Genomic DNA, 24,703 nt, shown 5'->3' with positions numbered 1-24,703 from the left:
GCCGCGCGTTACCGACGACATATCGATCGACTCTGCGGGTATCACATGGAAGATTGCTATCAGTCCGCGGTGAGGCTGTGTTGACTGTGCGTGCCTGAGCTGGCGGCACTCATCGACCGTGGTGAGTCACCAGCGATCCGGAGCGACAAGCCATCGGGATGACAAGAACGTAAATGTACATATAACGCCGTGTATTCCACTGCTACCGGATTAACGACCTATTTTCCTGAAGGCCTGAGCTGTCTGCATCTCGAATGCGAAAAAGCGATGTCACAAACGAGTGGCTGTGCGAAAGCTCGGCGATCGCACCAGGCGGACCGATGCATTTCGGTTTGGTGTAAGCGTGTCCGCATCACGTTGACTCGGGAAGGCTTGAATAATTACAACTCCCATCAGACGCTTGCAAAAAAGACACACTGAGCCGAATCGGAAGATGGCGATGCAGCTTTCTTTGGAGGCGCGGAGTACACCATGCGCGCACGCGGCGCGAGGTGTTCTTGGCACAGATGGATCAGGTTGTGACATGGCAGGCCCTTCCTGGCGCTGATCGCGCCGTATCAGCCGACGTTGGTGCAGTCGGGGGAGAGCCGTATGGGATGAAGACGACGCTGCGTCTCGTTAGCAAGCCCCGGAACAGCACCCGCCTGAGCGGTGTCCATTCCGAACGGCATGTAACCGACCACAGCGCGGTTCTCTACGCCGTCTACGCCCGGATGCCCGACCGAGTGCAAAACGCCTGATACGGCAAGTCGAAAAGCACGAACGTCAACGATGCACAGGCCTAGGTGATCCGACCGGAGCCAGCGGTGGTCAGTCGATGAGATGCTGGCAGGGGCCGCAGAAAGACAGGTGCCTACCGCCACCGGGAGGTAGATGCGGGTTTTGGCTGCAACGCCGCGGGCCTACAGGTGCGCTTCACATGCCGGCGATGTTTCGGTGCCCACGCCAGCGGATAAGCGCGCTGCCTGTCGTCATACGGCGGAACTATGCCGTCGCGTGACGGTAGAAGCGGTGCTGCCGCCAGGCGCGACCGTGCAGGTCGGGCAGGCAGTGCGCATTGGTTAGGCCGCCAGCGCCTGCCGCGGATCCTGGCCCGGCTCGATATGCACGTAAAGCACAGGTAGCCCGTGCGCTTCCAGCACCGCGGCCATCTGCCGCTGGCGTGCCAGATAGTGCTCGTACACCCCGCGCAGGCGTTCGCAGTCTTCGCGGTCGTGCGCGTAGTAATCGCACCAGCCTGCCGGGTCGAACAGGGCGATGCGCACTTCGCCTTCGGTGTAGCGCAATACCGGTTCGGGGGGCTGCTCCAGCCATTCTTCGGTGTGCGGTGCCAGCAGTGCGGCTTCGATCAGCGGCCACAGCGGCGCCAGGCCCTGATTGTCGTACTGCATCGACATCATCGCCGCCAGATCGTTGGCGGTGAGATACCGCGCATGCTCGATGCGGGCGCCGAAGCTTTCCTGCGCCAGCAACGCGGTATCGGCCTGCGCCATGCCTTGGGCCAGTAGCACCTCTTCCATCGCATCGGCCACGGTGGCAACCGTCTGCGGGTCGCCGGAAAGCACGAACGGCAGCACGCGCAACCCACCGCCGACCAGTTGCGCATCGGCCTGGAACGGCAGCGGAATCTCGCCTTGCGCGTCGGCACCGAAGGCCAGCACCCGCGGGCCCTGGTCGCGCCCTGGCGCACGCGCCTGCAGCTCTTCCAGGCGCCGGTGCAGCGGCCAGCCCGGTCGCAGTACCTCGGCCGGATCGAAATGCGCCAATGCCACGCTCAATTCCAGATCGCGGACTTCCGGGATCCATTGCGCCAGGTCGCGGCCGATGCGTTCGGCCAGCATGCCGGCCTGCGCCGGCACCAAGGCGCCGCGCTCGGGGGCGCTTCCGCCGGTCAATTCCAGCGCCAGCACACCCATGGCGGTGACGCTTTGTTCGGTCTTGCTCATGATTCGCGGTTGGCCCATCACGGGGTCGAAGCTACACTGCGGCCATTATGCCTGCCGGCCCTGTGCAGGCCATGTCCCCGAGTCCTCCATGCCAGGTCAACCGATGCCCGCAGCCCGTCCCGTCGCCATTCTGGGCGGCGTTCGTATCCCGTTCTGTCGTCAGAACACCGCGTATGCGGATGTGGGCAACCTGGGCATGTCGGTGCGCACGCTGGGCGCGTTGGTCGAGCGCTTCGGGTTGCATGGGCAGCAGTTGGGCGAAGTGGCGATGGGCGCGGTGATCAAGCACTCCGCGGACTGGAACCTGGCGCGGGAGGCGGCGCTGTCGTCGGGTCTGTCGCCGCTGACGCCGGGCATCACCCTGCAGCGCGCCTGCGGCACCAGCCTGGATTCGGTCATCACCATCGCCAACAAGATCGCGCTGGGGCAGATTGACTCGGGCATCGGCGGCGGCTCTGACACCACCTCCGAAGTGCCGATCGTGTACGGCAAGAAGTTGCGCGCCCGGCTGCTGGCCGCCAATCGCGCCAAGGCCACCGGCGACAAGCTCAGGGCGCTGCTGCGCGGCTTCAAGCTGGCCGAGCTCAAGCCCGAATTCCCCGGCGTGGCCGAGCCGCGCACCGGCAAGAGCATGGGCGACCATTGCGAAGACATGGCCAAGGAATGGAACATCTCGCGCGATTCGCAGGACGAATGGGCGGTGGCCTCGCACCACAAGCTGGCCGCTGCCTATGAGCGCGGCTTCTTCGACAGCCTGATCGCGCCATTCCGCGGCGTCTCGCGCGACAACATCCTGCGCGCCGACACCTCGCTGGAAAAACTCGTGACCTTGCGCCCGGCATTCGACAAGACATCCGGCCGCGGCACGCTCACCGCCGCCAACTCCACCCCGCTCACCGATGGCGCCGCCGCGGTGCTGCTCTCCAGCGAAGCCTGGGCGCTGGCGCATGGCCACACGCCGATGGCCTACCTGCGCGATGCGCAGGTGGCGGCAGTGGATTTCGTGCATGGCGAAGGCCTGCTGATGGCGCCCACCATCGCGGTGCCGCAGATGCTGGCGCGCCAGGGCCTGACCCTGCAGGACTTCGATATCTACGAAATCCACGAGGCCTTCGCCGCGCAGGTGCTGTGCACGCTGCGCGCCTGGGAAAGCGAGGATTACTGCCGCAATCGCCTCGGGCTGGATGCGCCGCTGGGTCGCATCGATCCGGACAAGATCAATCCGCTGGGCTCGTCGCTGGCCACCGGCCATCCATTCGCCGCCACTGGCGCACGCGTGGTGGCCACCGCTGCCAAACAGCTGGAAGAACGCGGCGGCGGTCGTGCATTGATTTCGATCTGCACCGCCGGCGGCATGGGCGTGGTGGCCATCGTCGAGCGCTGATGCCGCTGCGCGGTACGGGATTGGGCATGGGTGACCCGGGATTCGCAGGCGCAGTCGCCGCCGTTGCGAATCCTTTCTCCTTCATACCATCGCTGCGCGTGGCAACAGCGCACCGTCAACTTCTTCGATGAAGTAGATGCCCACTTGGCGAGCATTCGCCGTGTTCTTGGGAGTGCAATCGGCGGTACGCACATCGCATACCGCCGCTGTCTCCACTACAGGATGCGATCGTCCGCTGCGTGCGGATCGATTGGCGCGGGGTCGTACGTGGTCACTACCGGCCCGCGCAACGACTGCTGTGGCATGACGTCCTGCACCGGTTCGCCGCGTGCGGCGCGCAAGGCATTGGCATAGCAATGCTGTGCCGACAGCAGGTCGCCGGAGGCGGCAAAACCGTGTCCCAGTTCTTCCCAGGCCTCGCTGCCGGCGCCGCCTGCGATGGCACGATGCAGGAATTCCTCGGCCTGCGACCACTGCTGTTGGTGACGCGCGAGCCGCGCCAGTGTCAGCAACAGCCCTGGGCTGTCGGGATATTGGGTAAGCCAGCGCTGCGCGCTGGCGCGGCGCGAATCGTATTTTTCCAGCGGCAGCACGCCGTACAGGCGCACCAGCGATTCGTCCCATTGCGCGTCCAGCGCCTGCTCCAGGCTGTGCACGGCGGCATCGTCCCAATGCAGCACCGCCGCACGTTGCGCATAGGCGCCCACCACTGCCGGCGTGGTGCGTAATGCTTTGGGCAACGCTTCCCAGCGCTCGGCCAGTGCATTGGCATCGCTGGCCTGCAACAGGGTCTGCTCGGCCAGCGTCGCTTCCAGCGTGCTGTAGGCATCGGGCGCCAAGACCGCCTGCTGACGCAGCGCACCGAGCTGGCCATAGGCTTCGTCGGCGCGACCGATCTGTGCCAGGGCGTGGGTGCGCAACAGCAGGCCGCGTGCCGGCAACGGCTGCGCGTTGGCGCTATCCAGTGCATTGATTGCCTCGACCGGGCGCTGGCGCGCCAGGTGCCGCTCGCCTTGCAACAGCGCATATCCTGTCGGGTCGCGCTCGGCCAGTTGCTTTGCAAGCGCCGTGGCCGCCGCATCGTCGCCGCGCGCATCGGCCACGCGCACCGCGCTGGCCAGGGCAATGCCGCTGACCTCGGCGTCTTCGCTGGCACTGACCAGCAGCCGCTCGGCGCGTTGCCATTGGCCATGATCGGCAGCGCGCAGACCTTCGATCAAACGCGCACGGCCCTTGTTGCGGCGGTACTTGCCCCACACGCGGAACGGCAGGCTGATCAACGTCCATAGCAGCCACAGCACCAGCAAGGCGATCAGCAGGATCAGCAGCGCCTGCGGCATGGCGGCGTGATAGTCGTTACCCCCCACGCTGACAACGACGTTGCCCAGGTCGTAACTGTTCTGGTGCGATAGCCACTGTGCGCCGAGCACGCCAAGCGCCACGGCAACCAGCAGAATCAAGACGGTACGCAACACTTTCATTGGGTGGATCTCCCTTCACGCATGGCCTGCAGTTGCAGCAGGGTGGTGCCCAGTTCCGGCAGGCGCGGACGCAGTGGCGCTTGTTGCAGGCTGCGCAAGCGCGCACGCAGCTGACGACGTTGCGGCGAATCCGGCCAGAGCCGGGTGGTCCAGGTCTCCACGCGGCGCAGCGATTGCGTAAAACCGGCGGCATCGCCACGTTCCGCGGCCGCGCGGGCCAGGCTGATTTCGATCTGCACTGCATCGCGCGCAGCATGCCGGTCGCCGCCGGTAAGCAAGGCGTCGCCGCGGCTGGGGCGGATGTCCACCAGCGGCGCCAGCGCCTTTTGCCACCACGGTTGCGCCGCGTCGCTGGCCTGCGCGGTCTGTTCCGGCAGGCGCTGCAACTCGGCGGCCAAGGCGTCTAGATTCTTGCCGGCCTCCGCCTGCGGGCCATCCCCGAGACGCTCCAGCGCATCGCGTTCCTGCACCAATGCCTGACGCAGATTGAGGTAGCCGGGGTCGTCGATGCCGTTGAGTGCGCCGTTGGCCAGCGCATAGGCGCGCCGCGCGCCATCGGCATCGCCGGCGATGCTCAGACGCTGCTGGCCAAGCCGCAGCAGCAGCTCCACTTCATCCAGGCGCAGCGCCTGTGCGCCATGACGGTTGGGGTCGGCCAGCTTTTGCACGCTGTCTTCGAGCAATGCGCTGCGCTGACTCAGGCCCAGCATCTCGTCGCGCAGGACGCGGTTGGTGGCCGCCGCGTCCTGCAGACGCTCGTTGGCCAGGCGCTGATCGCGGCGCAGCGTCTCCAGCATTTGCTGGGTGCCGTCCCACCGTTGCTGCTGCGCCTGCGTGGCCTGATAGTTCTGCCACGCGCGCCAGCCCAGCAACAGCGCCACACCGACGGCCGCCACGGCCACGACAAGCAGCAGCCATGCCAAGGGAAAGCGTCGCGCAGGAGCGGGCATTTCGGTCATTCGGACATCCTCGGGCAGTCACGACCGGCGCAGGCGCCGCAGTCATCGCACACAGCATGGCGTGCAGCGCCGGACGGCGGCAAGCTGTGCTTGAGTTCGCAGTTCAGCAAGGTCGCGGTGGTGTCATGATCGCCGCCTCAGCAGCAGCAGCAGCAGCAGCAGCAGCGGCGAGCTGCAGCGGCAACGGGCCTTCTGCGCGCATGCCATGTACGAAGCCGGCTGCATGTGCGGCTCCGAGCATACGATCGCTGGAGGCCACTACCGGACGCTGTTGCCACGCAGCGACCAGTTCGGCAGGCAGCTGTCGCAGAACCAGCGTCAGCGCTTCGGCGCTGCTAAGCGCCAGCACGCTGCACGGCAGTGCAAGCGACAACGCCTGGATGGCCGAGGCGCGCAAGCGCAGCGGGACGCGTTGATAGACATCGGCACGCACGATGCGCGCGCCGCGCTGCTGCAGCGTTGGCGCCAGCATGCCGCGTCCGCCGGGGGCGGTGATCAGCCCGACGGCCTGTAGCGGCGCCTGCAGCAACGGCAGCGCAAGCAGGCCCTCGCTGTCCATGCGCGCCGGCCGCACGACGGTGTCGATGCCGCAGGCGTGCAATGCGCGCGCAGTGCCGTCGCCCACGCTGACCCAGTGCGCCTGCGGCGGGCGCTGCAGCGGCGCCAGACGATGCGCCGCCTGCACTGCCGCCGGGCTGGTGAAAATCGCAATCGGTGCTGCCAGCGCGTGCCGCAACGCGTCTCGCGCTTGTGCGGTGTCATGGGTCTGCAAGCGCCATGGCGACAGCGCAAGTACCCGTCCGCCATGCCGCGCAACTGCCCGCCGTAGCGGCGCATGTTCACCGCTGGGGCGCAGCGAGATCAGGGTCCAGGCAGCATCGGAATGGGCAAGGCCGGTCATGGCGTGATTATGCGAGAGCGCCGGTCACCTGCGGCGCAATGTCGCCGCATCCAGGGGTGCCAGTGCGAATCGGTGACGAAGTGCCGGCCGCCGGAGCGATGTTTTAGCACCCTGACTGGCGCCCTTCGACTCGATCCAGAACCTCTTGCAACCGTTGGGAATCCGGTCACGATCCTGGCCGACAACCGTGCTGGAGCGGCGAAGTGATCAAGTCCTACCTTATCAATATGCAGCGCAGCGGCGACCGGCTGCGGGCCATGTCGGCGCGCTTGGATGCGCTGGGCCTGCCGTTCGAGCGCATTGCTGCCATCGATGGCGCCACGTTGACGGACGAGCAGATCGCCGACTTCGTACGCGAGCGTCCACTGGAAGGGTCGGGCGATGCCTTCAGCACCGGCCCGCGCAAGTGGACAGCGTCCAATATCGGCTGCTTTCTCAGTCATCAGGCAGCGTGGCGCATTGCGGCCGATTCCGACGACGCCTATACGGCGATTTTCGAAGACGACATGCATCTGTCCGATGCGCTGCCGGCGCTGTTGCGCAGCACCGATTGGCTGCCCGGCGGCAACAGCATCGTGCGGCTGGAGCCGTCCTACAACCGCATCAAGCTCGATGCCAAAGTGGCGGATGTCGCCGGGCGCCAACTGCGCCTGGTGCGGCCATCGACGTATCAGCATTGCTGGCCGGTGTGCGCCGGCGCGCTGATCATCAGCAGGGATGCGGCGCGATTGCTGCTGGCTGCAAAGGCGCGCTGGCACACCATGGCCGATATCTTTTTGTTCGGGTGGAACGAGTCGCCAGTGGCGCACCAGCTGTCCACCTATCAACTCTCGCCGGCTGCGTGTATCCAGGACAAGTTCTTCCATGCAGCAGCGGAAAACATCGTGTTTACCAGCACGATCGATGCGCCGCTGACGCACGCGCAAAAGCAGCGCAGTACGCATTGGAAAACCAGGGCCACCGCGCTGTTGCGGGTGGCGCAGGGCTATCGCAAGGTGGTCTTTGCGCCGTAGCGCGGCAAACACACCGGCGCGCGCAGGTGTCGGTTCTGCCTGGCGGTCACGCGGTCGTTGGCTGGCGGTTTTATGCGTGGCGCGCTATCTGCAACGCCACCGGCAGGCATCGTGGCGGACACCGCTTGCTGACCGAGCGCGTGATCCGGGCTGGGCCAAGCGTCGATACGTTTGCTGCACGCAACCAGAGCGATGCCGGCCCGCACATCGCACGTGGCGATGACTACATTCACCATGCGGCACCGCATGTCATGCAGGTGCACAAGACGCTCGCAGAACATTGCGGCATGATGCCGCCCTTCGCCGTCTTCCAGCCTTTGCCGATGACTCCTTCGTGCACGCTCGCATCCGCCCTGCAGTCGCTGCAGCAGCAGTTCATCGCCATGCCGCCGGTCCTGTCGATGGGCATCGCTGTCGACGGTTTGCACGATGGTGCGTTGCGCCTGCGGGCGCCGCTGCAGGCCAACGTCAACGACAAGGCCAATGCATTCGGCGGCAGCCTGGCTTCGCTCATGACGCTGGCCAGCTGGGGGTGGCCGACCCTGCAGCTGCAATTGGCCGGGCACCACGCCGATGTCTACGTCGCCGACAGCCAGCTGCGCTATGTCGCGCCGGTGTACGAAGACCTGGTCGCCAATGCCGAGCCGTCCGAGCTGGGGAGCTGGGAGGCCTTTCTGGCGACGTTCCGGCAGCGCGGCAAGGCGCGCATCGGGATGCGCGCGCAGATCGCGCTGGGTTCCGGTGCCGCCGCGGCCACGTTGAGCGGGCGCTTCGTGGCGTTCCCAAAACGGTAGGATGCCGGCTGGATCCGGGGGAATACGCATGCGTGCAGTCATTACAACGATCGTGCTGCTTGGGCTGGCACTGCTGAGCGGGGTGGCCAATGCCGGCAGCCGTGCCCAGGCGCGTGCGCTGGAAACCACTCAGGCCGCTTACACGGCCGCCGTGCGCTGGAATGATTTCGACGCCGCGCTGGGCTTCGTCGAGCCGGCCTATGCCCAGGCGCATCCGCTCAGCGACCTGGAACGTTCGCGCTACGAGCAGGTGCAGATTTCCGGCTACCGCGAGGTGCGCGTGGGCCAAGACCCCAATGGCGACCTGCGGCGCGAGGTCGAGTTGCGGGTGATCAACCGCAATACCCAGACCGAACGGCTGGTGCGCAGCATCGAGATCTGGCGCTGGAATCCCGAGCAGAAGCGCTGGTGGCTGGCCAGCGGCCTGCCCGACCTGTGGAAGGGCCAGTAGCCTGCCCCTGCGCCCCGGGCGTCGCGTGCGTCAGCTGTGCGACAATTCCCGCCCGCTCGACTGACCCTGACCCCGTGAATTTCGAAGAGCTGCAGGCCTTTGTCGGCCGCAACCCCATGTTGTCGCTGGCCCTGGTGGGCCTGACCATCGCCCTGATCGTCACCGAGGTCGCGCGCCTGTTCCGTGGCTATCGCGCGCTCAAGCCGGCCGAGCTGACCCGTCTGATCAACAGCGAAAACGCGCTGGTGATCGACCTGTCGCCCACTGCCGACTTCGAAAAAGGCCACATCGCCGGCAGCCGGAACGTGGCGCTGGCCAAGTTCGACCCAGCCGGCAAGCTGTTGGCCAACGCCAAGGCCTCGCCGGTGGTGGTGGTCTGCCGCAGTGGCACCACCTCCGCCGGTGCAGCCAAGACGCTGAAGAAAGCCGGTTTCGAACAGGTGTACTGGCTCGAAGGCGGCGTGGCCGCCTGGCAGATGGCCGAGCTGCCACTGATCAAGGGCCGCTGATCCGCCTTGTGCGGCAACCGGCACGCCCCCATTGCTGGCGTGAGAGACTCGCGCTTTCACGTTCGCATCACTCAACGCTGCATCCACCGAACCGTTTCTGGAGTTAGGAATGTCCGACGAAATCCTCAACGGCGCCGCTGCGCCGGCCGACGCCGCTGCTGGTCCCGCCTTCACCATCGAAAAGATTTACGTCAAGGACGTGTCCTTCGAATCTCCGAACGCACCGGCCGTCTTCAATGACGCCAACCAGCCCGAGCTGCAGCTCAACCTCAACCAGAAGGTGCAGCGCCTCAACGACAACGCCTTCGAAGTGGTGTTGGCCGTGACCCTGACCTGCACCGCCGGTGGCAAGACGGCCTATGTGGCCGAAGTGCAGCAGGCCGGCGTGTTCGGCCTGGTTGGCCTGGACCCGCAGGCGATCGACGTGCTGCTCGGCACCCAGTGCCCGAACATCCTGTTCCCGTACGTGCGCACCCTGGTCAGCGACCTGATCCAGGCCGGCGGCTTCCCGCCGTTCTACCTGCAGCCGATCAATTTCGAAGCCCTGTATGCGGAAACCCTGCGTCAGCGTCAGAACGAAGGGACCTCGCTGGCCGATTCCGAGCCGGCTGGCAACGCCTGAGCGTCGATTGCGCCGATGAGCGATTTGACCCACAAGATCGCCGTTCTCGGCGCCGGTTCCTGGGGCACGGCCCTGGCCGCGCTGCTCGCCAGGCATGGTCACCCGACCGTGCTCTGGGGGCGCGATGCGGCGATGGTGGACACCATCGACTGCACGCACGAGAACGCGCGCTATCTGCCGGGCATTGCACTGCCCGACAGCCTGCGTGCCACCACCGACCTGCAGGCGGCGGTCGCTGACGCCACCTGGATCCTGGTGGTGGTGCCCTCGCATGCCTTCACCGAGACCATCCGGCTGATCGCACCGCTGCGCCCGGCCGGCGCCGGTGTCGCCTGGGCGACCAAAGGTTTCGAACCCGGTTCCGGGCGGTTTCTGCATGAAGTGGCGCGCGACATCCTCGGCCCCAGCGTTCCGCTGGCCGTGGTGACCGGGCCCTCCTTCGCCAAGGAAGTCACGCTCGGCCTGCCGACCGCCATCACCGTGCACGGCGACGATGCGGCGTTTGCGCAAGTGGTGGCCGACGCGATGCATGGCCCCACTTTCCGCGCCTACACCGGCGATGACATGGTGGGCGCCGAGCTCGGCGGGGCGATGAAGAACGTGCTGGCGGTGGCCACCGGCGTGGCCGATGGCATGCAGCTTGGTCTCAACGCACGTGCCGGTCTGATCACACGCGGCTTGAACGAGATGCTGCGTCTGGCGGCGGTCATCGGCGCACGTCCGGAGACCTTGATGGGCCTGGCCGGGTTGGGCGATCTGGTGCTCACCTGCACCGGCGATCTGTCGCGCAACCGTCGCCTGGGTCTGGCCTTGGGGCGCGGGCAGAGCTTGGACGAGGCGATCCGCGAGATCGGTCAGGTGGTCGAATCGGTGCAGACGGCCGATGAGGTCATGCGTCAGGCCGAACACCACGGCATCGAACTGCCGATCTCCAATGCCGTGCGCGCGGTATTGCACGGTGAAATCACCCCGGAAGCAGGCTTGAAAGAACTGCTGGCACGCGAGCGCAAGCCAGAGTACCCGCAGACCTTGTTCACCTGAGAACAGCCGACAAGACGGCTGCGCTCACTGCCAGGCCTGCGTGGCCGGTGTTCGGAATCCTCGCGTACCACTCTTTCGTTGTGGTTCCGCGCGCACCGTCCACACTCACTGGATGATCGCTCGCTACGGCTTGTTCGCCGTGCCAAGACCGGTAGCGTTTCGGCGGCCATTGCGAAGATGCACAACACAACGCCCGGCACGACCGGGCGTTTTTGTTTGGCCGCGTGCCGCGGCGCAAGCAGGGCCTTGGCGGATCAGGCATCAGGTATGTGGGGGCGCCCAACGCGCGCATGGCCAACCCTCGTGGCGCAGGCGCATCGTTGGCGAGTTTCCGGGTGCGCAGCGACGCGTATTGTGACGTGCGTGCCCAAACCGCCAATCGATCGCCCAAAAGAAAGAAGCCCGGTCGGGGGACCGGGCTTCCAGTGCAACGCGGGAGAGAGATCGCGTTGCAGTCAAACGTGCGGCTTACCAGCTGAAGCGCGGGCCGACCGACCATTCCTTGTTGCCGTCGCCATCCATACGGATGTCGCCATTGATGCCCCAGTTCTGGTTCAACTTCACCTGGGCGCCAAGACGGCCGTAGAAGTTGTCGCCGATGTCGATGCCACGCTTCTTGGAAAAGTCTTCGTAGCCAGCCAGTGCATAGACTTCGAAGTGCTCGCCGAACGCGTTACGCAGACCGGCTTCAACGCTGTAGCCGTCGAAGTTGATGTTCGGGGTGTCCAGGTCCAGCTTGCGGTAGGCAACGCGCGCAACGAAGTCGGTGCTCGTGGCGATTTCGTGGTTGAAGCCCACGCCGACGCCCCACTGCTGGAAGTCCGAGTCGGTGTTCTCGAACACGTTGTTGTTGTCGTCAGCGTTCTGCTTGCTGTAATCGCCGAACACGTGGAAGTTCGGAGCGATGGCGTAAGAGGCCTTCACGCCCCAGCCGTCCGCATCGCGACCTTCGGTCGGCGTGCGCACGTAATCGCCTTCGACGAAGTTGTAAGAGAGGTTTTCAGCAGCCGAAGCCGCAAACGGCAGAGCTGCGAGAAGGCCGAGGGCCAGCAAAGAAGTCTTCATGATCGGGATACCTGTACTTATTTGATTGGACCGGCGCTGAGGCGAATGCCGTTCGCTGCCGAGATGTAAATTCTCCGTTATTCAATGGAACGCGACATGAATTTTGAACTGACCAGTTGATGAATCATCGCGCCAGATTCAGCTGCGCTTTCTTGTGTCGCGTGCAGATGCGCGCACAGCACGTGCAAAACGTGATGCTTTAGCGCTTACGTGGCGCCGATGTGAGGCGTGCGTGCATAAACGTAATAGGTCGCCTGGTTTCCAGCGTTTCACGTGCGCTGGCTAGACAAGCACATTGCACTGACGCAGTCGCTGGGAGCATTGCACGCCTGTTGAACACCTGTGGAGCTGCATCGTGGCGAAGAAGAGAACGTTGGCGCGGTTTCTGGCCGAAACGCTGCAGAGCGCGGGGGTTGAGCGGATCTGGGGGGTGACCGGTGACAGCCTCAATGGCTTGACCGATGCCTTGCGCGAGATGCAGACCATCGAGTGGATGCATGTGCGGCACGAAGAAGTGGCCGCGTTTGCGGCGGGTGCCGAGGCGGCGGTGACCGGCCAGCTGGCGGTGTGTGCCGGCAGTTGCGGGCCGGGCAATCTGCATCTGATCAACGGGCTGTTCGATTGCCATCGCAGCCGCCAGCCGGTGCTGGCGATTGCCGCGCATATCCCATCGTCCGAGATCGGGCTGAGCTACTTTCAGGAGACCCACCCGCAGGAGCTGTTTCGCGAGTGCAGTCACTTCGTGGAGTTGGTGACCAACCCGGCGCAATTGCCGGAAGTGCTGCATCGGGCGATGCGCTCGGCCATCCTGCAGTAAGGTGTGGCGGTGGTGGTGATTCCCGGCGATATCGCGTTGTTGGAGGTCGACAAGCATGTCTCCAGTGCGTGGCCGGCGCTGCGTCAGCCACGGGTGCTGCCTGCCGCCGAGGATGTGCAGCAATTAGCCGAGCTCCTGCAGCAGAGCAAGGCGGTGACGGTGTTGTGCGGCAGTGGCTGCGCCGGGGCGCATGACGCAGTGGTGGCGTTGGCCGACACTTTGGGTGCACCGGTGGTGCATGCGTTGCGCGGCAAGGAATACGTGGAGTGGGACAACCCGTTCGATGTCGGCATGACCGGCCTGATCGGTTTCAGTTCCGGTTATCACGCGATGCTCAATTGCGACACCTTGCTCATGCTTGGCACGGATTTTCCGTACCGGCAGTTCTACCCGAAGGACGCGACCATCGTGCAGGTGGATCGCGACCCGAGCGCGCTCGGTCGGCGCACGCCGTTGCAGCTGGGCATTGCCGCCGATGTGGGCGAAACCATCGCAGCGTTGCTGCCGCAGCTACAGCGCCGCGAAGAGCGTGGCTTCCTGGAAAAATCGCTTGCGCACTATCGCAAGGCGCGCGAAGGGCTGGACGATCTGGCGGTGCCGGCAGATCCCGGCGAACCGCTGCACCCGCAGTTCGTGACCCGGCTGATCAGCCAGATTGCCGATCAGGATGCGGTGTTTACCTGCGATGTCGGCACGCCCACCGTGTGGGCGGCCCGTTACCTGCGCATGAACGGCAAGCGCCGCTTGCTGGGGTCGTTCAATCACGGCTCGATGGCCAACGCGATGCCGCAGGCGCTTGGCGCGCAAGCAGCATTTCCTGGTCGGCAAGTCATTTCGCTATCGGGCGATGGCGGTTTTGCGATGCTGATGGGCGATTTCATTTCGCTGGCGCAATTGAATCTGCCGGTGAAGGTGGTGGTATTCAACAACGCCTCGCTGGGATTCGTGGCGATGGAGATGAAGGCGGCCGGTTATCTGGATACCGGTACCGAGCTGCGCAATCCGGATTTCGCGGCGATGAGCAACGCGATGGGTATCCTGGGCATTCGTGTCGATGAGTCCTCGCAACTGGAGCGTGCATTGCGCCAAGCCTTCGCGCATTCGGGTCCGGCGCTGGTGGATGTGCGCATCGCCACGCAGGAGCTGGCAGTGCCGCCTGCGATCAAGCTCGAACAGGCCAAGGGCATGGGCCTGTACCTGCTCAAGGCAGTGATGAGCGGGCGTGGCGATGAGGTCATCGCGTTGGTGAAGACCAACCTGCGTTAATTCAGTCGCACTCACGCACACTGGTTGTCCTCTTCAGGCCGCTTCGTCCATGCCCCGTTCGCTGCTACGGCAACTGTTGCTGATCTGGATGGTGATCGTGGCCGCCTGTCTGGGCGTGGCCACGATGTTGTACGGCCTGTATCGGCAGACCGAGGGAGTGCGGCTGGAGGAGGCGCGCCAGCAACTGGGCGGGCAATGCGCGCGCATCGTGCAACGCTATGCCGGGGCAAGCGAGGCGGCGCGTCGCGGCGACGATGGCGTGGGCCTGGCAGCGGTGGTGGTACAGCTGGTACTGGCCGATGCGCCAGGCGTCGAAGGTGGCGTCTGGGACCTGCACAAGGGCTTTGTTGCCTACGCGTACCCGACCTACGACGGCAGCGATCACAAGACCGATATTCCCGCCGCGGAGTGGGCCAACATCGTCAACACGGCGCAGCAGAGCGTGACGACAAGGCAGGCGGCGCAGTACCGTCGCGACGGTCGCCGCGAGGTACTGCTGATCAGCGCATGTCCGTTGGCATCCGGCAGCGCGGCATGGACGATGACGCGGGTGCCGGCCAGCAAGGCCGACGCATGGCGGCCCCTGGTCGTCGGCATGCTGCTGATCTTCGCGATGGTGGCGATATCGGCCATCGCGCTGGGCGTGCTGGTGCGGCGCTGGAGCCAGCGCCTGCAGCGCATCCAGCAGGCGCTGGCCGCCGACACCGAGACGCCGCACATTCCGCCGACCGGGACGCCGGAACTGGACCGCCTGGGCGCGGCGGTCAACGACTATGCGCAGCGCAACGCGCAGGCGCTGGCGCAGACGCGCCGGCTGGCCGACGAGCTGTCGCGGCACGAACGGCTTGCCGCACTCGGGCGTATGACGGCCACTGTGGCGCATGAAATCCGCAACCCGATCGCCACGATGCGGTTGGCGCTGGAAAACGAGATCGCGCGCGACGATGCGACGCCGGACGATGCTGCGCATGGCGAGTTGATGCTGGGGCAGATTCGTCGTCTGGATGGCGTGGTCGAGAGCCTGCTCGGCATGGTGCAGCCGATCCGTCTGCACCTGGAGACGGTGGTGGTGCAGGACTGGCTGGCGACGCTGCTGGAGCCCAGTCCGTTACCGCCCGGCACGCCGCCGCCCCGCGTCCTGCTGCCGGCGGCGCCGTTGCGCTGGACCCTGGATTCGCAGCAACTGGGGCGTGCAGTGCACAACCTGCTGCGCAATGCCGCGCAGCACGCCGATCCAGGCAGCGAGGTCACGCTGCAAGCGGAAGCCGTGGAGGGCATCTTGCAACTGCAGGTCTGCAACCGTGGCGCGCCGATCGCAGAACCGATCGCTGCGCACCTGTTCGAACCGTTCGTCAGTGGCCGCGCCGACGGCAATGGCCTGGGGCTGGCGCTGGTGCGCGAGATCGCGCGCGCGCATGGCGGACACGCGCGCTACGCACATGCCGACGGACTGACCCATTTCATTCTGGAGTTGCCATGGCGCGCATCCTGATCATCGACGACGATGCAGCGTTTCGCACCACCTTGCAGGCCACCTTGCGCTCGCTCGGGCATGCGGTGGTCGCCGCCGAGAATGGGCCGGACGGGCTGGCCCGGTTGAGCGAAGGCGGCATCGACATGGCGTTTGTGGATTTCCGCATGCCGGGCATGGATGGCATCGCGGTGCTGCGTGCGCGCCTGGACGATGCGCAGGCGCGGCAGGTGCCGCTGGTGATGCTGACCGCCCATGTGTCCAGCGGCAACACGATCGAAGCGATGACGCTGGGCGCCTTCGATCATCTGGTCAAGCCGGTTGGTCGTGCCGACATCGTGGAGGTGGTGGAGCGCGCGCTGCTCGGTCGCGCCGATGCGCAGGCTGCAGCGACAGATGCGTTGTCTGCGTCGGCCGAGGACGACGATGCGCTGGTTGGCCACAGCCCGGCGATGCGCACCGTGCACAAGCGCATCGGCCTGGCGGCCGCTTCTGATCTGCCGGTGCTGATCACCGGGGAAACCGGCACCGGCAAGGAATTGGCGGCACGCGCGCTGCATCGCGCCAGCCCGCGCGCCAGTGCGCCATTTGTTGCAGTCAACTGCGCGGCCATTCCGCTGGAGTTGATGGAGAGCGAGCTGTTCGGCCATCGCAAGGGGGCGTTTTCCGGCGCCAGCAGCGACCGGCGCGGGCTGATTCGCGAAGCCGATGGCGGCACGTTGTTTCTGGACGAAATCGGCGACATGCCACTGCCGATGCAGGCCAAGCTGCTGCGTTTCCTGCAGGAAGGCGAGGTGACGCCATTGGGTGGCAGCGGCCCGCAGAAGGTGGATGTGCGGGTGCTGGCCGCCACCCATCGCGACCTGGCGGCCTGCGTGGCCGACGGGCGCTTTCGTAGCGATCTGCGTTACCGCCTCAATGTGGTGCCGATCGAACTGCCGCCATTGCGCGAGCGTGGCCAGGACATCCTGTTGCTGGCACAGCACTTCCTGAGCGCCAATGCAGCGCATGCGCAGAGCCTGTCGCCCGCCGCGCAGGAGCGCCTGCTCGCGCACCGCTGGCCTGGCAATGTGCGCGAGTTGCGCAACGTCATGCAGCGCAGCCAGGTGTTGGTGCGCGGCGCCAGCATCGATGCGGCGGATCTGGAGGAAGCGCTGGGCGAGGCCGGCGAAGCGCCGTCAAATGTTGCGTCGGCGTTGACCGGCACCCTGCCCGAAGCGGTGGCGCAGCTGGAAAAACAGATGATCCAGTCGGCGCTGGAACAGAGCCAGGGCAATCGGGCAGAGGCCGCGCGCCGGTTGGGGATCCACCGGCAATTGCTCTACCGCAAGCTGGAGGAATACGGCTTGTGACACTCGCGCAGGCGTCGACCGCAGACTGCGGGACAGCTGTCCCCAAACCGGACAGGGTGGATGAAATGCAGACGTCTTTCTCCGGCTGTCGACCAATTAAAATCATTTCAAAACAAGCACTTATCAATTGGCACGATTGCTGCTTTGTCTCTGGTACGCGGCCCTTCCCCGCCGCGCAGGAGACATCCCCATGATGCGTCAGACTGTTCTTGCAATTGCCCTGGCCTGCACCATCGGCGCCGCCGCCGCACAAGTGGCCGCCCCGCCGCCGCCGCCGGCTCCCAATGGCCCGATCGGCGGTCCGCCAGCCCCGCCGACCCCGGTCGCCGCCACACCGGTAAGCGTGAGCGGCACCGTCGAGCGCTTCCTGCTCAATCCCAATGGCGACGTCGACGGACTGTGGCTGCGCGACGGCACTCAGGTCGGGTTTCCGCCGCATCTGTCCAGCGAGGTGAAGGCGGCCGTCCGTGCCGGCGACAGTGTCGTCGTGAAGGGCTTCCGCCTGGGCAATCTGCCGGTGCTGCAGGTCAGTTCGATCCGCTCCGGCCGTAGCGGCCGCGAAGTGGTCGACCGCCCGCCCACCTTCGGCGCTGCCCCGCCGCCGCCGCCGACCCCCGGCCAGCTGACCCCATTGCAGTCCGATGGCACGATCCATCGCCTGGTCTATGGGCCTGCCGGCGAGGTCAATGGCGCGCTGGTCAGCGATGGCACGGTGGTGCGGATGCCGCCGCATCTGGCGCTGCAGTTTGCCGATCTGCTACGCGTGGGCGCACCGCTGAGCGCCAGCGGCCTCGGCGTGGCCACCCCGGACGGCCGTGCGATCGAGGCGACCCAGTTGGGGCGTGATCGCTCCTCGCTGCGCGCGCTGTTCACCGCGCCGCGTCCGGACGGCCCGCTGCCGCCGCCCCCGCCGGGCGCTCCGGTTCCGCCGGCCGGCCGTTGAGTCGTACCACCCCTGACTTGTTCGTTGGTTTCCTCCGCTGGTCACGCACCCGCGTGGCCAGCGGCTTGACCGGCACTGCCGGTCCTTTTTCGGAGTAACACCATGCATTGGGTCGACCCTGATTTCCTCCCCGCCACCCGCGGCACCCTGGCGCGTTTCCTGCTCAACCCCAAGGCCGATATCGACGGCCTGCTACTCACCGACGGCACCGAAGTGCACACCCCGCCGCATCTGTCCGAGGCGCTGCTGAAGGCGCTCAAGCCGGGCAGCGCGCTCACCGTGCGTGGCCTCAAGCCGCGCGACGTGGAGATGTTGGTGGCGCTGGCGATCGATCCGGAAGGTGGCAAGCGCATCCTCGATGAAGGCCCGCATGGGCCGCATGCCAAGCCCAAACCCAAGCCACACGGCAAACCGCCCAAGCCGGAAGTGGCCCAGCACAGCGGCACCATCACCCGATTGCTGCATGGTCCGCACGGGCAGGTGCATGGCGTGCTGCTGGACGATGCGGTCACGGTGCGGTTTCCGCCGCATGCCGGTGGCGACTTCGCCAAACAGCTGGTGGTCGGCAAGCCACTGGTGGCCGAAGGCGAGACCAAGGCCACGCCGCACGGTGTGCTGATCCATGCCCATGCCTTGGGTGGCAAGGCGGCGACGCTGAAGCAGATCGAGCATCCGCCGCACGGGCCCGCGCATAAACCCAAGCCCAAGCCCAAACACTAGGAGCCGGACATGCGGCCACCGCGCGCCACTGAGATGCTTGCCCCCTGGTCTGTCACGTGCGCCTTCGTGCGCGCTCGCAGTGGAGCACTGCCATGCCGATGACCAAGGCCAGGCCACGGGGGACGCGCGCGCTGGAAGCATTGCACTTCAGCGTGGCCGACGTGCAGGACGGGCTGGGGCCGTTCCTCAGCGTGTTCCTGCAATCCAAAGGCTGGTCGGTGGCGGCGATCGGCACGGTGATGAGCGTGGGCGGCATTGCCGGCATGCTCGCCACCACACCGGCCGGCGCGCTGGTCGATGCCACCCGGCGCAAACGGGCCGTGGTGGTGATCGGTTGCCTGGCGATCCTGCTGGCCACCGCCTTGATCTGGCTGCAGCCCACCTCTTCCGGCGTGGTCGCCGCCCAGATCGCCTCGGCGTTGGCGGCAGCGGGCATCGGCCCGGCATTGACGGGCATTACCCTGGGGCTGGTGCACGCGCGCGGTTTCGACCATCAACTGGCGCGCAACCAGGTGGCCAACCATGCCGGCAATGTGCTGGCCGCGGTGCTGGCCGGCTGGTTGGGATGGCGTTATGGCTTTGCCGCAGTGTTCCTGCTGACCGCATTTTTTGGCGTCCTGGCGCTGATGGCCGTGCTGGCGATTCCAGCGGCGGCCATCGACCACCGCGCAGCACGCGGTCTTGCGAGCAACAACGGTGGCGATGCGCTGAGTGGGTGGCGCGTGCTGCTGACCTGCCGCCCGTTGGCGCTGCTGGCGGTGACGCTGGGGCTATTCCATCTGGGCAATGCGGCGATGCTGCCGCTGTACGGCATGGCGATCGTGGCGGCGCATGCCGGCGACCCGAGTGCGTTGACGGCCACCACCATCGTGGTGGCACAGGCCACGATGGTGGTGGTCGCGCTGCTGGCGATGCGCTGGATCCGTGTGCACGGGCACTGGTGGGTGCTGCTGGTGGCGTTCATGGCCCTGCCGTTGCGTGCCTTGGTGGCGGCATCGGTGATCCATGGCTGGGGCGTGTTTCCGGTGCAGATCCTCGATGGGCTCGGCGCCGGCCTGCAAAGCGTGGTGGTGCCGACGCTGGTCGCGCGGTTGTTGCAAGGCACCGGGCGCGTGAATGTCGGCCAGGGCGCGGTGATGACGGTGCAGGGCGTCGGTGCGGCACTGAGTCCGGCGTTCGGTGGCTGGTTGGCGCATGCCTTCGGTTATCGCATCGCGTTTCTGAGCTTGGGTGCGATCGCGCTGCTGGCGGTGGCGTTGTGGGCTGGCTGTCGCGGCATGTTGCAGGCAGGGGCCTCCGTGCAGGCCGAGACAATGCTGTGACCGGTGCGCGGTGCGCGCACGAAGGTGGCTACCGATCGCTGGCCGTTGCGGCTTGCGCGTTATCGACCGCACTGCGCCGGCAGGGGTGAGCAAGTGCAATCCGAGCAGGGGCGTGTCCTGTCGGCCGGCAGGCCTGGCATGCGCGCAGATGACGCGGCGCGCGGCATCGCTTCGTCAAGCCGGATCGATGCAGTGTCTATCGCCGTCGAACGATGACAGCCGGCACAGATGAGGCGTCTTGGCGAGATATCAGGTGCGCCAGCCAGGATCTCACCGCGCATGTGGCAATGCGGCCTGGTAGCGGGCACGTAGGCGTATGTCGTTACGCACAGTTCCGGTGACTGCGTGGCTACTGGCCGCCAGCGAAATTCCATTGCCGCCAGGCTTCGAACACCATCACCGCAACGGTGTTGGACAGATTGAGGCTGCGGTTGTCCGGGCGCATCGGCAGACGTAGCCGGTGCTGCGGCGGAATCGATTCCAGCACCTCGGCCGGCAGGCCGCGGGTTTCCGGACCGAACAAAAACGCATCGCCATCGGCGAACTGCGGTGTGTCGTAGCGCACCGTACTGCGGGTGCTCAGTGCGAATACGCGCTTGGGCGCGATCGCGGCCAGTGCGCTGGGCAGGTCGGCGTGCACCTGCAGTGGTGCGTATTCGTGGTAGTCCAGGCCGGCGCGCTTGAGCTGCTTGTCGCTGAGGTCGAAGCCGAGCGGCTCGATCAGGTGCAGGCGCGCGCCGGTATTGGCGCACAAGCGAATCACATTGCCCGTATTGGGCGGAATTTCGGGCTGAAACAGGATGACGTCGAGGACAGGTGCTGACATGCGCGCAAGTGTAGCTGCGCGCGTGCTTAAAGACTGATGGCGGCGTCGACCAGAGCTTCCAGTTCGGCCGGCGAGGGCTGCAGTTGCGGCGTCGGCAGGTTCACGATGACCTGACCCATCAGTGCACCGATGGCGCCAGCTGCCTGGCTGGAGGCGCTCTGCGCACTGGCGGCGGCGCTGCGTACCACCAGGTCGGCACGCTGCTCGGCCGAAGGGCGCACCTGCACCGCCGCCAAGGTGACGATGCGCGGGCCGGCCTGTTCGGCGGCCAGGGCGGCCAATTGTTCGGCCGAAGGACGCACCTGCACGGCGGCCAGGGTGCGGATGTCGCTGGTGCGTTCCAGGGTCTGCTGGGCGATCTGGTCGGCGGCCGGACGCACCTGGACGGTCTCCAGAGTGGTCAGGCTGGCGGCCTGGGCAAAGCCGGCCAAGGTGGCGCCAGCGAACAGGGCGGCGGAGAGGGCGATGCGCAGGGTCTGGGTCTTCATGGCGGGGTCTCTTGGTGTTGTTAGGCAGTGGTGTTGTAGTAATGTAGTACACCGTTTCGGTACGCACAAGAACTTTCGCGTGGCTTTTATTTTGTTCAGCGAAAAGTCAGTTTCAGCGGCTGCCGGCGGTTGCGAGATACAGAGGAGCAAACGGTGTGCCAACAAAAGACTATTGTTTTTAAAGGGTTTTCAGCCGCGTAAGAGTGTCCGCGTCCGGACACCCGGACGCGCTGCGGGACGGCGGACACCGCGGCCAAACGGGTATGCACGCTCAAGGCAAGGCGGTTCGGTGCGCTGAATGGGTGGATGGCGGGTGCCACCGCGTGCCGGATCGCCAGCAGGCAACTGCGGCACAATCCGGCTTTCCCCACAGGTGTGATGACTTATGCGCGTGCTGATGCTGTCTGTTCTGGTTGCCACCACCACTGCGGCGTGCACCTGGGTGCCGATCGAACAAAGCGGCAAAGGTGTGCGGGTGCTGCCCGCAGGCCCCGTGCCAGCGGGGTGTCAGCAGCAGGGCGAAGTGGTGGTGACGGTCAAGAGCAAGGTCGGCTTCTACAACCGCAACCCGCTGCGCGTGCAGGAAGAGCTGGAAACGCTGGCGCGCAACGAGGCCCCCGGCGCCAATGCCAATGCGGTGCAGGCGCAGGGCCAGCCGGCCGACGGCAGCCAGCGTTTCAACGCCTTCCGCTGCCCGCCGCGCTGAACCGTTGGGCTGGGGCGCAGGCGATTCAAATGTAAAGATGCGGTAAAACCAGCCAGCGGCTAGACTAGCGCCCCCTCGCCTGACGCCATGGCGCTACTTCGATGCTCTTCCAGAATGTCTCCATCGCGGGACTGGCGCATGTTGATGCGCCGCACACGCTGACTTCCAAGGAAATCAACGAACGCCTGCAACCGACCTACGACCGTCTCGGGATCAAGACCGACGTGTTGGGCGACGTTGCCGGTATCCATGCACGGCGCTTGTGGGACCAGGATGTCCAGGCATCGGACGCCGCCACCCAGGCCGCGCGCAAGGCGCTGATCGACGCCGGTATCGGCATCGAGAAGATCGGCCTGCTGGTCAACACCTCGGTGAGCCGCGACTACCTGGAGCCGTCCACGGCGTCCATCGTGTCCGGCAACCTGGGCGTGGGCGACCACTGCGTCACCTTCGACGTGGCCAATGCCTGCCTTGCCTTCATCAATGGCATGGACATCGCCGCGCGCATGCTCGAGCGCGGGGAGATCGACTATGCGTTGGTCGTGGATGGTGAGACCGCCAACCTGGTGTACGAGAAGACCCTTGAGCGCATGACCTCGCCGGACGTCACCGAGGAGGAGTTCCGCAACGAACTTGCCGCGCTGACCCTGGGGTGCGGTGCAGCAGCCATGGTCATGGCGCGCACCGAGCTGGTGCCCGACGCCCCGCGCTACAAGGGCGGCGTGACCCGCTCGGCCACCGAGTGGAACAAGCTATGCCGGGGCAACCTGGACCGCATGGTCACCGACACCCGGCTGCTGCTGATCGAAGGCATCAAGTTGGCCCAGAAGACCTTTATGGCCACGCGCCAGGTGCTGGGCTGGGCAGTGGACGAACTGGACCAGTTCGTCATCCATCAGGTCAGCCGCCCGCACACCGCCGCCTTCGTGAAGTCGTTCGGCATCGACCCGGCCAAGGTCATGACCATCTTCGGCGAGCACGGCAATATCGGTCCGGCCTCGGTACCGATCGTGCTGAGCAAGCTCAAGGAACTGGGCCGCCTGAAGAAGGGCGACCGCATCGCGCTGCTGGGCATTGGCTCGGGCCTGAATTGCTCGATGGCGGAAGTGGTTTGGTAAAGTCAGTTCGCCGGACGTGTTAAAAAAAATGGATTTTTAGTACACGTTCCAGCATCATGTTCGCTTGAAGAACATGAGCGAGGCAGCATGGAAAGCGTGTCGACGTTTAATCCTGAGCTTCCGTACAACGATCTCCCGCTGCTTCCACCAGCGGGAGATATCGAAACACGGAGCCTTCTCAAGGCTTGCATCGGTGCACGAGCTGCGTTGGCCGAGCTGAAGCAGGCAACGGCGCTGTTGCCAAATCCTACGGTGCTGATCAATACCATTCCGATCCTAGAGGCGCAGGCTAGTTCTGAGATCGAGAACATCGTGACGACGACGGATGAACTGTTCCGCTACGCCGAAGATCAGGACAAGGCACAAAAGCCTGCCACCAAGGAAGCATTGCGTTACCGCAGTGCGCTCTATGAAGGATTTCAGTCGCTAAAGCAGCGACCCTTGTGTACCGACACCTCCATCGTCGTCTGCAGCCGCATCAAGGCGGTGCAAATGCAGATCCGTCGCGTGCCCGGGACTGCGCTGGCAAACGACCAAACACAGCAGATCATCTACACCCCGCCGGTTGGCGAAACGCTGCTGCGCGACAAACTCGCCAACTGGGAGCGTTTTATCCACGATCACACCGAGGTTGATCCCCTGATTCGGATGGCAGTGGCGCATTACCAATTCGAAGCGATCCACCCGTTCACCGATGGCAACGGTCGCACGGGACGGGTGTTGAACCTGCTGATGCTGATCGAGCAAGGCCTGCTTGATCTGCCAGTGCTCTATCTCTCTCGTTACATCATCCGCCACCGCAGCGACTACTATCGTCTGCTACTGGATGTGACGCGGCATGGAAAGTGGGCGGAATGGATTCATTACATGCTGGCTGCGGTTGCCGAAACCGCTGCATGGACGACGGCAAAGATCCAGGCGATTCGTGGGCTAGAGGCGCAAGCCCGCGACTACATTCGTGACCACGCTCCCAAAGCATATAGCCGGGAGTTGGTGGACGTGATTTTCAACCAGCCTTACTGCCGTATCCAGAATGTCGTCGGCATGGTGGGGGTTACGCGCCAGACCGCTGCACGGCATCTCAAAGAGCTTGCGGACATTGGCGTGCTGCACGACCAGCGCCAGGGCAAAGAGAAGCTATTTCTACACCCGGCATTCCTTCGCTTGCTGTCCAATGACGACAACCAGTTACCCGCCTACCGCGTGCCTACGCGGACTGTGGAACAGAACGCATGACCAACAAATACGACCATCTCGATCGCCAAACCTTGATTGGCCTGTTGCAGCGGCGCGATGCCGAGCGACAGCTGGGGTTGGTATGGGAGCGCGACGAGATCGAGGCCGACCAGGCACTCAACGACGACTTTGTCGCGTTGTCGCTGGACGCTGGTTTGAGTCATGGCGAGGCGCCGTGGGACAACCTAAGGAAGGTCTGATCAACTCACCGCAGATGCGCGACACTATCGCCTTATGTAGAGGATTCATCCATGCAGCTGACGTTCGGTGAC

General features: G+C 65.4%; 22 protein-coding genes, 1 other RNA gene and 2 pseudogenes. 18 read left to right on the top strand and 7 right to left on the bottom strand.

From position 1 onward, the window contains the following. Positions 1-1,061 precede the first annotated feature (1,061 nt). A complete protein-coding gene (locus tag J7367_RS07580; RefSeq protein ID WP_057659320.1) occupies positions 1,062-1,946 on the bottom strand; it encodes a hypothetical protein in 885 nt (294 codons plus the stop codon). A gap of 88 nt (positions 1,947-2,034) precedes the next feature. Here J7367_RS07580 and J7367_RS07575 point away from each other — a divergent pair, with 88 nt between their 5' ends. After that, positions 2,035-3,330 carry an acetyl-CoA C-acetyltransferase gene (locus J7367_RS07575; RefSeq protein ID WP_057659317.1) on the top strand — a complete coding sequence of 432 codons (1,296 nt, stop codon included), beginning with the start codon at positions 2,035-2,037 and terminating at the stop codon, positions 3,328-3,330. Between the two features lie 215 nt (positions 3,331-3,545). Here J7367_RS07575 and J7367_RS07570 read toward each other — a convergent pair whose 3' ends face one another. From J7367_RS07570 to J7367_RS07560, 3 genes are all read right to left on the bottom strand, one after another. Continuing rightward, a complete protein-coding gene (locus J7367_RS07570) occupies positions 3,546-4,811 on the bottom strand; it encodes a heme biosynthesis HemY N-terminal domain-containing protein (protein WP_057659316.1) in 1,266 nt (421 codons plus the stop codon). After that, positions 4,808-5,770: a uroporphyrinogen-III C-methyltransferase gene (locus J7367_RS07565; protein ID WP_057659315.1), complete on the bottom strand. Its 963-nt coding sequence runs from the start codon at positions 5,768-5,770 to the stop codon at positions 4,808-4,810. Before J7367_RS07565 ends, J7367_RS07570 begins: the two co-directional genes overlap by 4 nt. A gap of 103 nt (positions 5,771-5,873) precedes the next feature. After that, the gene (locus J7367_RS07560; protein WP_209028914.1) at positions 5,874-6,671 is read right to left on the bottom strand and encodes a uroporphyrinogen-III synthase; all 798 of its coding nucleotides are present in this window, start codon (positions 6,669-6,671) and stop codon (positions 5,874-5,876) included. 203 nt (positions 6,672-6,874) lie between these two features. Here J7367_RS07560 and J7367_RS07555 point away from each other — a divergent pair, with 203 nt between their 5' ends. The 7 genes from J7367_RS07555 to J7367_RS07525 all read left to right on the top strand — a co-directional run bounded on the left by J7367_RS07555 (position 6,875) and on the right by J7367_RS07525 (position 11,240). Then, positions 6,875-7,684 (top strand): glycosyltransferase family 25 protein, encoded by an 810-nt coding sequence (locus J7367_RS07555; protein ID WP_057659311.1) that lies wholly within the window; start codon positions 6,875-6,877, stop codon positions 7,682-7,684. Between the two features lie 323 nt (positions 7,685-8,007). Continuing rightward, a complete protein-coding gene (locus J7367_RS07550; RefSeq protein ID WP_057659364.1) occupies positions 8,008-8,478 on the top strand; it encodes a YiiD C-terminal domain-containing protein in 471 nt (156 codons plus the stop codon). Positions 8,479-8,506: 28 nt separating this feature from the next. After that, positions 8,507-8,929: a hypothetical protein gene (locus J7367_RS07545; protein WP_057659309.1), complete on the top strand. Its 423-nt coding sequence runs from the start codon at positions 8,507-8,509 to the stop codon at positions 8,927-8,929. Positions 8,930-9,003: 74 nt separating this feature from the next. Then, complete coding sequence (locus J7367_RS07540) at positions 9,004-9,438, top strand: rhodanese-like domain-containing protein (RefSeq protein WP_005912207.1); 435 nt, start codon at positions 9,004-9,006, stop codon at positions 9,436-9,438. A 109-nt stretch (positions 9,439-9,547) separates the two neighbouring features. Beyond that, a complete protein-coding gene (secB, locus tag J7367_RS07535; protein ID WP_003488515.1) occupies positions 9,548-10,060 on the top strand; it encodes a protein-export chaperone SecB in 513 nt (170 codons plus the stop codon). A 15-nt stretch (positions 10,061-10,075) separates the two neighbouring features. Further along, positions 10,076-11,101, top strand: coding sequence for an NAD(P)H-dependent glycerol-3-phosphate dehydrogenase (locus J7367_RS07530; protein WP_057659307.1), 1,026 nt, complete (start codon positions 10,076-10,078; stop codon positions 11,099-11,101). A 62-nt stretch (positions 11,102-11,163) separates the two neighbouring features. Beyond that, positions 11,164-11,240: non-coding RNA, sX9 sRNA (locus J7367_RS07525), on the top strand. Between the two features lie 329 nt (positions 11,241-11,569). Here J7367_RS07525 and J7367_RS07520 read toward each other — a convergent pair. After that, the gene (locus J7367_RS07520) at positions 11,570-12,166 is read right to left on the bottom strand and encodes a diffusible signal factor-reguated Ax21 faimly virulence factor (protein WP_003488520.1); all 597 of its coding nucleotides are present in this window, start codon (positions 12,164-12,166) and stop codon (positions 11,570-11,572) included. Positions 12,167-12,539: 373 nt separating this feature from the next. Between J7367_RS07520 and poxB the strand changes: the two are divergent. The 6 genes and pseudogenes from poxB (at position 12,540) to J7367_RS07490 (ending at position 20,057) form a co-directional block, all read left to right on the top strand. After that, a pseudogene (gene poxB / locus J7367_RS07515) lies at positions 12,540-14,249 on the top strand (ubiquinone-dependent pyruvate dehydrogenase). A gap of 49 nt (positions 14,250-14,298) precedes the next feature. Next, on the top strand, positions 14,299-15,741 hold the full coding sequence (locus J7367_RS07510; protein ID WP_057659306.1) for a HAMP domain-containing sensor histidine kinase: 1,443 nt from the start codon (positions 14,299-14,301) through the stop codon (positions 15,739-15,741). Continuing rightward, positions 15,726-17,072, top strand: coding sequence for a sigma-54 dependent transcriptional regulator (locus J7367_RS07505; protein ID WP_057659304.1), 1,347 nt, complete (start codon positions 15,726-15,728; stop codon positions 17,070-17,072). The genes J7367_RS07510 and J7367_RS07505 overlap by 16 nt, the downstream gene beginning before the upstream one ends. Positions 17,073-17,262: 190 nt before the next feature. Further along, positions 17,263-18,015, top strand: coding sequence for a hypothetical protein (locus J7367_RS07500; RefSeq protein ID WP_022557907.1), 753 nt, complete (start codon positions 17,263-17,265; stop codon positions 18,013-18,015). A 102-nt stretch (positions 18,016-18,117) separates the two neighbouring features. Then, positions 18,118-18,735 carry a hypothetical protein gene (locus tag J7367_RS07495; protein ID WP_057659302.1) on the top strand — a complete coding sequence of 206 codons (618 nt, stop codon included), beginning with the start codon at positions 18,118-18,120 and terminating at the stop codon, positions 18,733-18,735. A gap of 92 nt (positions 18,736-18,827) precedes the next feature. Continuing rightward, positions 18,828-20,057 carry an MFS transporter gene (locus tag J7367_RS07490; protein WP_057659300.1) on the top strand — a complete coding sequence of 410 codons (1,230 nt, stop codon included), beginning with the start codon at positions 18,828-18,830 and terminating at the stop codon, positions 20,055-20,057. Between the two features lie 349 nt (positions 20,058-20,406). Here the strand turns inward: J7367_RS07490 and J7367_RS07485 are convergent, their stop codons facing one another. Then, positions 20,407-20,883 carry a tRNA (cytidine(34)-2'-O)-methyltransferase gene (locus tag J7367_RS07485; protein ID WP_003488348.1) on the bottom strand — a complete coding sequence of 159 codons (477 nt, stop codon included), beginning with the start codon at positions 20,881-20,883 and terminating at the stop codon, positions 20,407-20,409. A 26-nt stretch (positions 20,884-20,909) separates the two neighbouring features. After that, positions 20,910-21,371: a hypothetical protein gene (locus J7367_RS07480; RefSeq protein WP_007972034.1), complete on the bottom strand. Its 462-nt coding sequence runs from the start codon at positions 21,369-21,371 to the stop codon at positions 20,910-20,912. A 385-nt stretch (positions 21,372-21,756) separates the two neighbouring features. On the opposite strand from J7367_RS07480, the gene J7367_RS07475 reads away from it, so the two are divergent. The 4 genes and pseudogenes from J7367_RS07475 to J7367_RS07460 form a co-directional block, all read left to right on the top strand. Further along, entirely contained in the window at positions 21,757-22,077 is a 321-nt protein-coding gene (locus tag J7367_RS07475; RefSeq protein ID WP_007966372.1) for a DUF4156 domain-containing protein, read from the top strand. A gap of 101 nt (positions 22,078-22,178) precedes the next feature. Continuing rightward, positions 22,179-23,195, top strand: coding sequence for a 3-oxoacyl-ACP synthase III (locus tag J7367_RS07470; protein WP_057659298.1), 1,017 nt, complete (start codon positions 22,179-22,181; stop codon positions 23,193-23,195). 87 nt (positions 23,196-23,282) lie between these two features. Then, entirely contained in the window at positions 23,283-24,431 is a 1,149-nt protein-coding gene (locus tag J7367_RS07465; protein WP_057659295.1) for a Fic family protein, read from the top strand. Next, positions 24,428-24,616, top strand: a pseudogene (locus J7367_RS07460) (site-specific DNA-methyltransferase); the annotation flags it as partial. The gene J7367_RS07465 and the pseudogene J7367_RS07460, both read left to right, overlap by 4 nt. Between the last annotated feature and the right edge of the window lie 87 nt (positions 24,617-24,703).

The sequence above is a fragment of the Xanthomonas sp. D-36-1 genome (assembly GCF_017746155.1).
Lineage (GTDB): Bacteria > Pseudomonadota > Gammaproteobacteria > Xanthomonadales > Xanthomonadaceae > Xanthomonas > Xanthomonas cissicola.
This window is presented reverse-complemented; position numbering and strand designations above follow the sequence as displayed.

What these genes read in the sequence shown, in the direction of transcription:
- J7367_RS07520 (WP_003488520.1), bottom strand. Translation starts at nt 12,166, where the DNA reads ATGAAGACTTCTTTGCTGGCCCTCGGCCTTCTCGCAGCTCTGCCGTTT.
- J7367_RS07560 (WP_209028914.1), bottom strand. Translation starts at nt 6,671, where the DNA reads ATGACCGGCCTTGCCCATTCCGATGCTGCCTGGACCCTGATCTCGCTG.
- J7367_RS07545 (WP_057659309.1), top strand. Translation starts at nt 8,507, where the DNA reads ATGCGTGCAGTCATTACAACGATCGTGCTGCTTGGGCTGGCACTGCTG.
- J7367_RS07580 (WP_057659320.1), bottom strand. Translation starts at nt 1,946, where the DNA reads ATGAGCAAGACCGAACAAAGCGTCACCGCCATGGGTGTGCTGGCGCTG.
- J7367_RS07570 (WP_057659316.1), bottom strand. Translation starts at nt 4,811, where the DNA reads ATGAAAGTGTTGCGTACCGTCTTGATTCTGCTGGTTGCCGTGGCGCTT.
- J7367_RS07500 (WP_022557907.1), top strand. Translation starts at nt 17,263, where the DNA reads ATGATGCGTCAGACTGTTCTTGCAATTGCCCTGGCCTGCACCATCGGC.
- J7367_RS07530 (WP_057659307.1), top strand. Translation starts at nt 10,076, where the DNA reads ATGAGCGATTTGACCCACAAGATCGCCGTTCTCGGCGCCGGTTCCTGG.
- J7367_RS07485 (WP_003488348.1), bottom strand. Translation starts at nt 20,883, where the DNA reads ATGTCAGCACCTGTCCTCGACGTCATCCTGTTTCAGCCCGAAATTCCG.
- J7367_RS07470 (WP_057659298.1), top strand. Translation starts at nt 22,179, where the DNA reads ATGCTCTTCCAGAATGTCTCCATCGCGGGACTGGCGCATGTTGATGCG.
- secB (WP_003488515.1), top strand. Translation starts at nt 9,548, where the DNA reads ATGTCCGACGAAATCCTCAACGGCGCCGCTGCGCCGGCCGACGCCGCT.
- J7367_RS07510 (WP_057659306.1), top strand. Translation starts at nt 14,299, where the DNA reads ATGCCCCGTTCGCTGCTACGGCAACTGTTGCTGATCTGGATGGTGATC.
- J7367_RS07505 (WP_057659304.1), top strand. Translation starts at nt 15,726, where the DNA reads ATGGCGCGCATCCTGATCATCGACGACGATGCAGCGTTTCGCACCACC.
- J7367_RS07495 (WP_057659302.1), top strand. Translation starts at nt 18,118, where the DNA reads ATGCATTGGGTCGACCCTGATTTCCTCCCCGCCACCCGCGGCACCCTG.
- J7367_RS07565 (WP_057659315.1), bottom strand. Translation starts at nt 5,770, where the DNA reads ATGACCGAAATGCCCGCTCCTGCGCGACGCTTTCCCTTGGCATGGCTG.
- J7367_RS07575 (WP_057659317.1), top strand. Translation starts at nt 2,035, where the DNA reads ATGCCAGGTCAACCGATGCCCGCAGCCCGTCCCGTCGCCATTCTGGGC.
- J7367_RS07475 (WP_007966372.1), top strand. Translation starts at nt 21,757, where the DNA reads ATGCGCGTGCTGATGCTGTCTGTTCTGGTTGCCACCACCACTGCGGCG.
- J7367_RS07550 (WP_057659364.1), top strand. Translation starts at nt 8,008, where the DNA reads ATGACTCCTTCGTGCACGCTCGCATCCGCCCTGCAGTCGCTGCAGCAG.
- J7367_RS07480 (WP_007972034.1), bottom strand. Translation starts at nt 21,371, where the DNA reads ATGAAGACCCAGACCCTGCGCATCGCCCTCTCCGCCGCCCTGTTCGCT.
- J7367_RS07490 (WP_057659300.1), top strand. Translation starts at nt 18,828, where the DNA reads ATGCCGATGACCAAGGCCAGGCCACGGGGGACGCGCGCGCTGGAAGCA.
- J7367_RS07465 (WP_057659295.1), top strand. Translation starts at nt 23,283, where the DNA reads ATGGAAAGCGTGTCGACGTTTAATCCTGAGCTTCCGTACAACGATCTC.